Raw genomic sequence first — 11,711 nt, 5'->3', positions numbered from 1 at the left:
AGATGGCTCAACCTGTCACCGATCCGTTCGCCCAGCAGCGTCCCAGCCGCATGCCGGTGCATCGTTACCTCCCGTACGACAGGCAGTTCCGGGTCGAACTGCCGGACCGCACCTGGCCGACCCACCGCGTCGAGGCCGCGCCCCGCTGGTGCGCCGTCGACCTCCGCGACGGCAACCAGGCGCTGATCGACCCGATGTCGCCCGAGCGCAAGCGCCGGATGTTCCAGCTCCTGGTCCAGATGGGCTACAAGGAGATCGAGGTCGGCTTCCCGTCGGCCAGCCAGACCGACTACGACTTCGTCCGGCAGCTCATCGAGCAGGACCTGATCCCGGAGGACGTCACCATCCAGGTGCTCACCCAGTGCCGGGAGCACCTGATCGAGCGCACGTTCGAGTCGCTGCGCGGCGCCCGCCGGGCCATCGTGCACTTCTACAACTCCACCTCGACGCTCCAGCGCCGGGTGGTCTTCGGCCTGGACCGCGACGGCATCACCGACATCGCCACCCAGGGCGCGCGGCTCTGCCAGAAGTACGCGGAGATCCACACCCCGGACACCGACATCCACTACGAGTACTCGCCGGAGTCCTACACGGGCACCGAGCTGGAGTACGCGCTGGAGGTCTGCGCGGCGGTGATCGAGGTGGTCGACCCGACGCCGGACCGGAAGCTGATCGTCAACCTGCCGGCCACGGTCGAGATGGCGATGCCGAACGTCTACGCCGACTCGATCGAGTGGATGCACCGGCACCTGCCCCGACGGGACAGCCTGTCGCTGAGCCTGCACCCGCACAACGACCGGGGCACCGGCGTGGCCGCCGCCGAGCTGGGCCTGCTGGCCGGCGCCGACCGGATCGAGGGCTGCCTGTTCGGCAACGGCGAGCGCACCGGCAACGTGGACCTGGTGACGCTGGGCCTGAACCTGTTCTCGCAGGGCATCGACCCGATGATCGACTTCTCGAACATCGACGAGATCCGGCGCGCGGTCGAGTACTGCAACCAGCTCCCGGTGCACGAGCGGCACCCGTACGCGGGCGACCTGGTCTACACCGCGTTCTCCGGTTCCCACCAGGACGCGATCAACAAGGGCTTCGCCGCGCTGCACGCCGACGCCGCCGCGGCCGGGGTGCCGGTCGACGAGTTCACCTGGGCGGTGCCGTACCTGCCGATCGACCCGAAGGACCTGGGCCGCACCTACGAGGCGGTCATCCGGGTCAACTCGCAGTCCGGCAAGGGCGGCGTCGCGTACATCATGAAGTCCGAGCACCAGCTCGACCTGCCGCGCCGCCTCCAGATCGAGTTCTCCGGCGTGGTGCAGACGGTCACCGACCACGACGGCGGCGAGGTCGAGCCGGGCACCATGTGGGAGATCTTCGCCCGCAACTACCTGGTCGACCACCAGGTCGACCCGACGGTCACGCTGGCCGGCTACACCATCGGCACCGTCGATGGCAAGGTCGAGATCGACGCCCGGGTCGGCTTCGGCGGCGAGACCCGCGCGCTCACCGCGGTCGGCAACGGCCCGATCGACGCGTACGTCAACGCGTTGCAGTCGCTGGGCGTCGCGGTACGCGTACTCGACTACCACGAGCACGCGCTCGCCTCCGGCGGTGACGCGCAGGCCGCCGCGTACGTGGAGTGCGAGGTGGACGGCCGGACGGTGTGGGGCGTCGGGGTGGACGCCAACATCGTCACCGCCTCCGTCAAGGCGGTCACCAGCGCCGTGAACCGCACCCGCGCCTGACGTGCAAGGAGGGACCCCCTCTTAACGCATTCCGCATAGGAGGGGGCCCTTCTTAACGCCCGCGCCCGGATGGCCCGAGTGTTAACAGGGGCCCCCTCCTCTACCGCAGGCGTTAAGAAGGGGCCCGTCCTTTCACCCGCGGGCGGTGGATGAGCAGCGCGGCGAGCAGGGCGCCGGCCAGCAGCAGGCACGCACACCACAGCAGCGCGCCCCGGTACGCGTCGGCAAGCGCGCCCTTCTGCTCGTAACCGGTGCCGGAGAGCCCGACCAGCAACGGCAGCGCGGCGACCGCGAGGAGGCCGCCGGCCCGGGAGGCGGCGTTGTTGAAGCCGCTCGCCACCCCGGCGAACCGGTCCGCCACGGCACCGAGCACGCTCGTGGTCAACGGCGCGACCACCAACGTGAGCCCGGCGCCGAACAGCGCCACGCCGGGCAGCACGTCCACCCAGTAGGACGCGCCCGGCCCGACGCGGCGCAGCAGCAGCAGGCCGGCGGCGGCGACCACCGGGCCGACGGTGAGCGGCAACCGGGGACCGATCCGGGCGGAGAGCGCGCCGGCCCGGGGCGAGCCGACCAGCAGCAGCAGCGTCATCGGCACCGTGGCCAGGCCGGTGAGCAGCGCCGACCAGCCGACCACGTTCTGGAGGTAGACGGCGAGGAAGAAGGTGAACCCGCCGAGCGCCGCGTACACCACCACGGTGAAGATGTTGAGCACCGAGAAGAGTCGGCTGGAGAACAGCCCGGTGGGCAGCATCGCACGGTCCCCGCGCCGCCGCTCGACCAGCACGAAGGCCGCCACGGCGGCCAGTCCGACCACGGCGGCGGCCAGCACCGCCGGGGCGGCGCCGCGCGCCGGCGCGTCGATCAGCGCGTACGTGATCCCGCCGAGCGCCAGCGCGCCGAGCAACGCGCCGGCCACGTCGAATCCGCCGTGTCCACCGGTACGCGAGACCGCCTCGTCCCGGCTCTCCGGCACCCAGCGCATCGCGGCGAGCACCACGCCCACGGCCAGCGGCAGGTTCACGAAGAAGATCCACCGCCAGGAGAGCGCGTCGATCAGCCAGCCACCGACCAGCGGGCCGAGCGCGGTGGACACGCCGGAGAGGCCGGACCAGGTGCCGATGGCCCGACCCCGGTCGTCGGGGTGGAAGCTGGCCTGGAGCACGGAGAGCGAGCCGGGGGTGAGCAGCGCCCCGCCGGCACCCTGGAGGAACCGGGCGGCGATGAGCCAGCCGGTGCCCTGGGCCAGCCCGCAGAGCACCGAGGCGACCGCGAACCAGACCACCCCGAGCAGGAAGATCCGCCGCCGGCCGAACCGGTCGCCGAGCGCGCCGCCGAGCAGCACGAACGCGGCGAGCATGAGCAGGTAGCCGTTCACGGTCCATTGCAGACCCGCCACGGTGGCGTCCAGCTCGGCGCCGAGGCGCGGCAGCGCCACGTTGACCACGGTGCTGTCCAGGAACACCATGCCGGAGGCGAGGATCGCGGCGAGCAGCGTGCCGCGTCCGGCGGCGGAGCGGGTACGCAGTGCGGGAGCGGCAGAGGTCACGTCCATCCACTCTGCCCGTGATCCCCGACCTACGCCACGAATCACGGAAACCGCCGCCGGGTACTGTGCGGACTCGCCCGGAGCCCGCAAGCTGGAGAGGTGTCGTCTGTGCGTACGAGATCAGGAGTCCGAGCCGGGCTGACCGCCGCGCTCACCGCGGTGCTCGCCCTCGGCGTGGCCGGCTGCGACGGCTCGGTCACCGAGCCGGACGCGCCGCCGAGCGCCTCCGGAAACGTGAACCAGCAGCTCGGTGAGCTGACCGTGGCCTCGGCCGGGTCGATGAAGGGCTACAGCCGTTCCCGGTTCCCGCACTGGCGGGACACCGGCAAGAACTGCGACGTCCGGGACACCGTGCTGCAACGCGACGGGGAGAACATCAAGCTCTCCGGTTGCAACGTGGTGGGCGGGCGGTGGGAGAGCGCCTACGACGGGGTGGTGCTGACCGACCCGTCGGACGTGGACATCGACCACATCGTGCCGCTGGCCAACGCGTGGCGGTCCGGCGCGGACGAGTGGGACGACTCGAAGCGCGGCGACTTCGCCAACGACCAGACCCGGCCGCAGCTCATCGCGGTTTCCCTCCGCTCCAACCGGGCAAAGGGTGACCAGGACCCGTCCCAGTGGAAGCCGGCGAACCGGTCGTACTGGTGCCAGTACGCGGCGGACTGGGTGACGGTCAAGCACTACTGGCGGCTGACGGTGACAAGTGCCGAGAAGGCCGCCCTCACCGACATGCTGGAGGGCTGCACATGGGCGAGCAAGCCGTGACCGGGGCGGGTGGCACACAGGCGCCGGAGAAGACGCCGGACGCCACCGGCGACGACGCCGCGGCGGCCGGCACCGACCCGACCCCGACCGGTCCGGCCTCGGCCGGAATGACCGCGGACGGCCAGCAGGCCGCGCCCGCCGACGTCTCCGGGGCGGGCATGTCCGCCGACGCCGCGCCGGGCGCTCCGGCCGGCCCGGCGAACCGCACCGCCGACATCACCGCCGGCCCGGGCGGGGTGATGACCGACGAGGTGGGCGTGGTGACCGGGGAGCTGACGTTGCGCACCGAGCACGCCGACGGCCGGGTGACGCTGCGGGTGCAGTACAAGGACGCCGACGAGTGGTACGCGGTCACCGGCGGCTCGGCGCCGCTGGCCGACCCGGCCGCGCTGGACGCGGTGCACACGGTCGCGGTGGGCCTGCTGAACCGCCCCGAGGGCTGAACCGGACGGACGCGTCGGCCCTCCCCGACGGGAGGGGCCGACGCGTCCGGTGTGTCACGGGGTGGGGATGAGTTCGCCGGTGTCGCCCGGCGCCGCCCCGTCATCCGGCCGGACCAGTTCCGGCTCCACCTCGTGCGGCCGGATCCGTCCGGCCGTGATGTCCTCGGCGTAGTGGCAGGCCACCCGGTGCCCGTCGAGCACGTCGCGCAGCGCGGGCCGCTCGTCGGCGCAGCGGGTGGGCTGGGCCCACGGGCAGCGGGTGTGGAACCGGCAGCCGGCCGGCGGGTTCGCCGGTGACGGCAGGTCGCCGGCGAGCAGGATCCGCTCCCGGCGGTCCTCCACCTGCGGGTCGGGCACCGGCACCGCGGACATGAGCGCCCGGGTGTACGGGTGCATCGGCTCCCGGTAGAGGTCGTCGCTGGACGCCTCCTCCACCAGGCCGCCGAGGTACATCACCCCGACCGTGTCGGCGATGTGCCGGACCACCGCCAGGTCGTGCGCGATGATCAGGTACGTGAGGCCGCGCTCCTCCTGCAACTCGTCGAGCAGGTTGAGCACCTGGGCCTGGATCGACACGTCCAGCGCGGACACCGGCTCGTCGGCGACGATCAGGTCCGGTTCGAGCACCAGCGCGCGGGCGATGCCGATGCGCTGGCGCTGGCCGCCGGAGAACTCGTGCGGATACTTGCTGAGCGCGGACGCGGGCAGGCCGACCGCGGCGAGCGCGTCCCGGAGCCGCTTGTCGACGGCCGCCTTGCCCTTCGCCAGGCCGTGCGCCTTGAGGCCCTCGACCAGCAGCGACTCCACCGACTGCCGGGGGTCGAGGCTGGACAGCGGGTCCTGGAAGATCATCTGGATGCGGCGGCGGATCCGGCGCATCGGCTCGGCCTTGAGCGAACGCAGGTCGGTGCCGTCGAAGACGATCTCCCCGTCGGTCGGCTCGACCAGCCGCAGCAGGCCCCGGCCGAGCGTGGACTTGCCGCAGCCCGACTCGCCCACCAGCCCGTACGTCTCGCCCTTGTTGATGGTGAGCGAGACACCGTCGACGGCGTAGACGTGCCCGATGGTCCGGTCGACGATCACGCCGCTCTTGATCGGGAAGTGGACCTTGACGTCACGCAGTTCGATCAGGGGTTCGGTCGTCCGCTCGGTCGACTCGGTCACGGGACCGCCACCTCCTCGGAAACGGGGTTGTTGCAGCGCAGGTCGCCGCCGTTCGCGGTGGGCTCCAGCGGGGGCGGCCCGTCCAGGCAGGCGTCCACCACGTTGTCGCACCGGGGGGCGAACGCGCAGCCCTCCGCCCACGGGATGTTGTCGGCCACCGAGCCGCGGATGGCGTGCAGCCGCTCACCGCGCGGCGAGTCGAGCCTCGGCACGGAGTTGAGCAGCCCGTGCGTGTACGGGTGCCGGGGCCGGGCGAACAGTTCGTGCCGGGCCGCCCGCTCCACGATCTTGCCGCCGTAGAGCACGTTGACCGTGTCGCAGAGCCCGGCCACCACACCCAGGTCGTGGGTGATCATGATCAGCGCGGTGCCGGTCTCGTCGACGAGCTGCTTGAGCAGCGTGAGGATCTGCGCCTGGATCGTCACGTCCAGCGCGGTCGTCGGCTCGTCGGCGATCAGCAGCCGCGGCTTGCAGGCCAGCGCGATGGCGATCAACGCGCGCTGCCGCATGCCGCCGGAGATCTGGTGCGGATATTCCTTCAACCGCCGCATCGGGTCCGGGATGCCGACCGCGTCGAGCAGTTCCCGGGCCTCCTTCAGCGCCACCTTGCGGTCCATGCCCCGGTGCCGTTCGAGCACCTCGGCCACCTGGGTGCCGATCGGGATGACCGGGTTCAGCGAGGAGAGCGGGTCCTGGAAGATCATGCCGATGTCCCGGCCGCGCCGGTCCCGCAGGTCCTCCGGGCGCAGCTTCAGCAGGTCGGCGCCGTCGAAGTTCACCTCGCCGGTGACCTTGTTGCCGCGTTTCGGCAACAAGCCCATGATCGCCAGGCTGGTGACGCTCTTGCCGCAGCCGGACTCGCCGACCAGGCCGACCGTCTGCCCCGGCTCCACGCTGAAGCTGACCTCGTCGACCGCGGTGAACGGCCGCTCACCCTTGCGCTGGAACACGACGCTCAGGTCGCGTACGTCGAGCAGGCTCATCGGGTCACGTCCTCACCGTGCTGGTCGTTGGTCCACATCGCGCTCACCGCCGGCTCTTCGGGTCGATCGCCTCGCGCATGCCCTCGCCCAGCAGGGTGAAGCCGAGCGCGACCACGATGATCGCGGCGGCCGGGAAGTAGGCCAGCTCCGGGCGGACCTCGAAGTACCGCTGACCGTCCACGCCGAGCATCAGCCCCCACTCGGCGCGGTTGATGTCGGGGTCGCCGAGGCCGAGGAAGGAGAGCGACGCGGCCTCCAGGATCGCGGTGGAGAGCGTCAGTGTCGCCTGCACGATCACCGCGGTCATCGCGTTGGGCAGCATGTGCCGCAGCACGATCGCCCCGCGCTTGACGCCGAGCGCCCGGGCGGCCAGCACGTGGTCGCTCTCCCGTTGGGCGAGCATCGAACCGCGTAGCAGCCGGGCGAAGATCGGCACGTTCACGATGGCCACCGCGAGGATGACCGTCCACTGGCTGGACCGGCTGGCCAGGGCCACCAGGCTGATCGCCAGCAGCAGCGCCGGCAGCGCCAGCATGACGTCGGTGAAGCGCATCAGGATGTTGTCGACCCAACCGCCGAACGCGCCGGCGAGCGCGCCCACCAGCACGCCGAGGGCCAGCCCGATCAGCGTGGCGAGCACGCCGACGAACAGCGTCTGGCGACTGCCGTGGATCATCCGGGACAGGAAGTCCCGGCCGAGCGGGTCGGAGCCGAGCGGGAACCCGCTGCTGGCGCCGGGGATGTTGTCGACGGTCAGGTTGCGGGTCAGCTCGTCGAAGCGCTGCGCCGGGTCGTGCGGCGCCAGCAGCGGCGCGAAGAGCGCGACCAGCACGAACAGCGCCACGATCGCCGCGCCGACCATCGCGGTCGGGTTGCGCCGCAGCCGGCGGAACGCGTCCCGGACCAGGCTGACGCCACCCTTGTCGGCGGTGGCCTGGGCCAGTTGCTCCAGCCGGGCGCGCTTGCGCTCGCCGAGCCGGTCCAGGCCGCGGGGCAGGGTGCCCTCGGGCTTCTCGGTGACGGCCGACGGGTCCACGCTCTCGCGCGGCGCGCCCACGGTGGGCCGACAGATCGGATCGCTCATCGCACACGCACCCTCGGGTCGATGAAGGCGTAGGAGAGGTCGACCAGGAGGTTGACCACCACGAAGACCAGCGCGGCCAGCAGGATCAGCGCCTGGAGCACCGGGTAGTCGCGACCGCCGCTGATCGAGTCGTAGATCAGCGTCCCGAGACCGCCCCAGTTGTAGACCCGCTCGGTGAGCACGGCCCCGGAGAGCAACGCGCCGGTCTGCAGGCCGATGGTGGTGACCACCGGCAGCAGCGCGTTGCGCAGGATGTGCCGGCCGCGGATGGTCTTGTGCCGCAGCCCCTTCGCCTCGGCGGTACGGACGAAGTCCTCGTTGAGGACGTCGAGCACGCTGGCCCGGGTGATCCGGACGACGACCGCGAGCGGGATGGTGGCCAGCGTGATCGCCGGCAGGATCAGGTGCCACAACGCGTCACCGGTGGCGTCGAACTCCCGGGTGAGCAGCCCGTCGAGCACGAAGAAGCCGGTGACGTCGGTGTTGTCCATCCCGGTGCTGATCCGGCCGGACGGCGGGAACAGGTGCATGTTCTGGGTGAACACGTCCTTGAGCAGGTAGCCCAGGAAGAAGATCGGGATCGAGATGCCGAGCAGGGTGCCGCCGATGCTCAGGTTGTCGAGCAGCCGGCCGCGGTGCCGGGCGGCCAGGTAGCCGAGCGGCACACCGAGCCCGATCGCGATGATCATGGCGGCGGCGGCCAGCTCGACGGTCGCCGGGAAGGCGCGGCCGATCACCTCGGTGACCGGGTCACCGCTCCGGATCGAGTTGCCGAAGTCGCCGGTCAGCAGCCGCTGCATGAACTTGGCGTACTGCACCAGGATCGGCTGGTCGTAGCCGAGCGCCTTGACCAGCAGCGCGCGCCGCTCCGGCGTGGCCCGCTCACCGAGCAGCGCCTCGATCGGGCCGCCGGGCAGGTTCCGCAGCCAGACGAAGACCAGCGCGGACAGCCCTATCAGGGTCACCACCAGCTGCAACAGGCGGCGAACTATGACTCGCAACATCTCTCACACACCAGATTCTCGGTTGAACAGCGGGTCGGCCCGGGCCGGGAGCGAGAGCCCGGCCCGGGCCGATTCCGCGTGTGGCGTCAGCGGTGGATGCTGCCTCAGCCGACGCTGACGGTGTTGAACCGCTCGTCGGTCAGCGGGCTGGCGACGAGACCCTTGACGTCCTTGGTGACCACGATGGCCGGCGGTGCGTGCCAGACCGGCACGGCCGGCAGCCACTTGGTGGCGATGTCGCGGTTGACCTGCTCCCAGGCCGCCTTCTTGCCGGCCTCGTCGACCGTGGCGTCGGCCTTGGTGATGGCCTCGAACATCTCGGTCATGCCCTGGTCGCCGAACTCGACCTTGCCGCGGCCGAAGAACGTGCCGACGAAGTTGCCCGGGTCGTTGTAGTCACCGGTCCAGCCGAGCAGGTGCAGGTCGTGCTTGCCGAACTGCTGCACGTCGTCCTTGTAGCCGCCGTTCCACGGCCGGGCCACCCCGTTGACCGTGATGCCCACGGCCTTCAGGTCGTTGGCCAGCACGGTGAAGATCTCCTGCGGGTTCGGCATGTACGGCCGGGACACGTCGGTGGGGTAGTAGAAGTTGAGGGTCAACTTCTCCGCGCCCGCCTCCTTGAGCAGCTGCTTGGCCTTCTCCGGGTTGTAGTCGTACTTCTGCACGTCCGGGGCGTAGCCGAGCACGGTGTCCGGCATGAACTCGTCGGCGACCTTGGTGCCACCCGGGCCCTTGGTCTGGACGAGCTGCTGGCGGTTGAGCGCGTACGCGATCGCCTGCCGGACCCGCAGGTCCTTCAGCTTCGGGTTCTTCTGGTTGATGCCCAGGTAGAGGATGTTGAACGCGGGACGGTCGAGGACCTGGTAGCCCTCGCCGGACAGCGCCTTCCGGTCGGCCGGGGCCGGGAAGTCGATGCCCTGGACGGTGCCGGCGCGCAGCTCCTGCTTCCGGGTGTTCTCGTCCTTGATGATCTTGAGGACGAGCTTGTCGACCTTGGCCTTCTCGCCCCAGTAGTCGGCGTTGCGCTCCAGGGTGATCTCACCCTTGGTCTTGTCCCAGCCCGCGAACTTGAACGGACCGGTGCCCACCGGGTGCTCGTTGGCGAACGCGCTGTACTCGAACGAGTCGCCGTTCTGCTTCACCGTGTCGGCGTCGTACTTCTTCAGCGCCTCGGGGCTGGCGATGGAGAGCGCGGTCAGCGCGAAGGCACCCGGGAAGGCGCCCTTGTACTGGTTCATCGTGACGACGGCGGTGCCGTCGTCCTTCGCCTCGCACTTGTTGTAGACCGGCTGGCCCACGCCCTCGGCCTCGTTCTTGGCGAAGCCGCCGAACGTGTCCGAGTAGTAGATCATCTGCGACTGGGCGGCGGCGCCCTTCATGTTGAACCAGCGGTCGAAGTTGAAGCAGACCGCGGCGGCGTTGAAGTCGGTGCCGTCGTGGAACTTCACGCCCTTGCGGAGCTTGAAGGTCCAGACCTTGCCGTCCGGGTCGTGCTCCCAGCTCTCCGCCAGGGCACCCTGAAGCTCGGCGGTACCGGGCTTGTTCTGCACGAGGGTGTCGTACATCTGGCGGATCGGCCGGAACGACTCACCGTCGTCGTTGAAGATCGGGTCGAAGTTCTTCGGGTCCCCGGCACCGGCGAAGACGAAGGTGCCGCCGCTCTTGGCGCCGCTCCCACCCTCGTCGTCCCGGTCGCTCTTGGCGCACCCGGACGCACCGACCGCCAGGGCGGCCGCGGCCGCGAGGGCCACGGCCGTTTTCAGCCTGCTCGCCTGCATCTCTCACCTCTGTCATGCGCATGTATTCACGCCGAGCTGTGACTCAGTCCGTGAGCGGGAGGTTATGGCATGTCACACAGAAGAGGAACGGGCGAAGGGCAATCGCTATCAAGCCGACACCTTCCGAGGCCGCCTCACATCACGGCCCGGTGGTGGGCACACCGCCCACCACCGGGCCGGCGACTCAGACCGCCCGGCGCCCCTCGAAGGCCCGGCCCAGCGTGATCTCGTCGGCGTACTCCAGGTCGCCGCCGACCGGCAGGCCGCTGGCCAGCCGGGTCACCGCGATCCCCATCGGCTTCACCATGAGCGCGAGATAGGTCGCCGTCGCCTCGCCCTCGGTGTTCGGGTCGGTGGCGAGGATCAGCTCGCGGACCTCGCCGCTGCCCAGCCGGGTCATTAACTCCCGGATCCGCAGATTGTCCGGGCCGATGCCCTCCAGCGGATTGATCGCGCCGCCGAGCACGTGGTAGCGCCCGCGGAACTCGCCGGTCCGCTCGATCGCCACCACGTCCTTCGGCTCCTCGACCACGCAGAGCACTTCATCGGTACGCCGTAGATCGCGACAGATCCGGCACTGCTCGGACTCGGCCACGTTGTAACAGGTCGTGCAGAACCGGACCAGGTCCTTGACCTTGCGCAGCGCGCCGGCCAGCCGGTTGACGTCGGCCGGATCGGCCGACAGCACGTGGAACGCGATCCGCTGGGCGCTCTTCGGGCCCACGCCCGGCAGCCGGCCCAACTCGTCGATCAGATCCTGGATGGCGCCTTCATACATCTGTCGGCTCAGAACCCGGGCAGGCCGAGGCCGCCCATCCCGCCCGCGACCGGGCCCATCCTCTTCTCGGTCAGCTCCCGGGCCGCCTCGGCGGCGTTGTGCACGGCGGCGACGACCAGGTCCTCCAGCGTCTCCACGTCCTCCGGGTCGACCGCCTTCGGGTCGATCTTGATCGCCTTCAGCTCACCGGTGCCGGCGACGGTGGCGGTGACCAGACCACCACCGGCGGTGCCGGTCAGCTCCGCCTCGGCCAGCTCGGCCTGGGCGGCGGCGATCTGCTGCTGCATCTTCTGCGCCTGCTTCAGCATCTGCTGCATGTTCGGCTGTCCACCTGGGCGCACGGACCGCTCCTTCTCGCACTCGTCTGCTCGGCCGCCGATCAGCCTATCCGCTGGGACCGACCCCACCCCGTCCGGCG

The 11,711-nt window shown here is 70.6% G+C and carries 11 protein-coding genes; 3 read left to right on the top strand and 8 right to left on the bottom strand.

Annotated features, from left to right (window positions below):
• Positions 1 to 2: 2 nt before the first annotated feature.
• Entirely contained in the window at positions 3 to 1,742 is a 1,740-nt protein-coding gene (gene leuA / locus AB0B02_RS12055) for a 2-isopropylmalate synthase (protein ID WP_281934243.1), read from the top strand.
• 112 nt (positions 1,743 to 1,854) lie between these two features.
• On the opposite strand, the gene AB0B02_RS12050 is transcribed toward leuA, so the two are convergent.
• Positions 1,855 to 3,297, bottom strand: a complete 1,443-nt coding sequence (locus AB0B02_RS12050) for an MFS transporter (RefSeq protein WP_357299661.1) — start codon at positions 3,295 to 3,297, stop codon at positions 1,855 to 1,857.
• Positions 3,298 to 3,399: 102 nt separating this feature from the next.
• On the opposite strand from AB0B02_RS12050, the gene AB0B02_RS12045 reads away from it, so the two are divergent.
• Positions 3,400 to 4,059 (top strand): HNH endonuclease family protein, encoded by a 660-nt coding sequence (locus AB0B02_RS12045; RefSeq protein WP_281934239.1) that lies wholly within the window; start codon positions 3,400 to 3,402, stop codon positions 4,057 to 4,059.
• Positions 4,041 to 4,502, top strand: coding sequence for a hypothetical protein (locus AB0B02_RS12040; RefSeq protein ID WP_281934238.1), 462 nt, complete (start codon positions 4,041 to 4,043; stop codon positions 4,500 to 4,502). Before AB0B02_RS12045 ends, AB0B02_RS12040 begins: the two co-directional genes overlap by 19 nt.
• Positions 4,503 to 4,556: 54 nt before the next feature.
• Here AB0B02_RS12040 and AB0B02_RS12035 read toward each other — a convergent pair whose 3' ends face one another.
• From AB0B02_RS12035 to AB0B02_RS12005, 7 genes are all read right to left on the bottom strand, one after another.
• Positions 4,557 to 5,666, bottom strand: coding sequence for an oligopeptide/dipeptide ABC transporter ATP-binding protein (locus AB0B02_RS12035; protein ID WP_357299658.1), 1,110 nt, complete (start codon positions 5,664 to 5,666; stop codon positions 4,557 to 4,559).
• Positions 5,663 to 6,649 (bottom strand): ABC transporter ATP-binding protein, encoded by a 987-nt coding sequence (locus AB0B02_RS12030; RefSeq protein WP_357299655.1) that lies wholly within the window; start codon positions 6,647 to 6,649, stop codon positions 5,663 to 5,665. The genes AB0B02_RS12035 and AB0B02_RS12030 overlap by 4 nt, the downstream gene beginning before the upstream one ends.
• A 43-nt stretch (positions 6,650 to 6,692) precedes the next feature.
• Positions 6,693 to 7,634: an ABC transporter permease gene (locus AB0B02_RS12025; RefSeq protein WP_357300176.1), complete on the bottom strand. Its 942-nt coding sequence runs from the start codon at positions 7,632 to 7,634 to the stop codon at positions 6,693 to 6,695.
• 95 nt (positions 7,635 to 7,729) lie between these two features.
• Entirely contained in the window at positions 7,730 to 8,737 is a 1,008-nt protein-coding gene (locus AB0B02_RS12020; RefSeq protein WP_281934233.1) for an ABC transporter permease, read from the bottom strand.
• Positions 8,738 to 8,841: 104 nt separating this feature from the next.
• Entirely contained in the window at positions 8,842 to 10,515 is a 1,674-nt protein-coding gene (locus tag AB0B02_RS12015) for an ABC transporter substrate-binding protein (RefSeq protein ID WP_281934232.1), read from the bottom strand.
• A 184-nt stretch (positions 10,516 to 10,699) separates the two neighbouring features.
• Positions 10,700 to 11,293, bottom strand: a complete 594-nt coding sequence (recR, locus tag AB0B02_RS12010; RefSeq protein WP_357299652.1) for a recombination mediator RecR — start codon at positions 11,291 to 11,293, stop codon at positions 10,700 to 10,702.
• A gap of 8 nt (positions 11,294 to 11,301) precedes the next feature.
• A complete protein-coding gene (locus AB0B02_RS12005; RefSeq protein WP_357300173.1) occupies positions 11,302 to 11,610 on the bottom strand; it encodes a YbaB/EbfC family nucleoid-associated protein in 309 nt (102 codons plus the stop codon).
• Positions 11,611 to 11,711: the final 101 nt, after the last annotated feature.

Origin of the sequence: Micromonospora sp. NPDC049240, from assembly GCF_040647835.1 — a bacterium.
Classification (GTDB): Bacteria; Actinomycetota; Actinomycetes; order Mycobacteriales; family Micromonosporaceae; genus Micromonospora.
The sequence above is the reverse complement of the archived record's forward strand: the minus strand, read 5'-3'. Positions and strand labels throughout refer to the sequence as shown.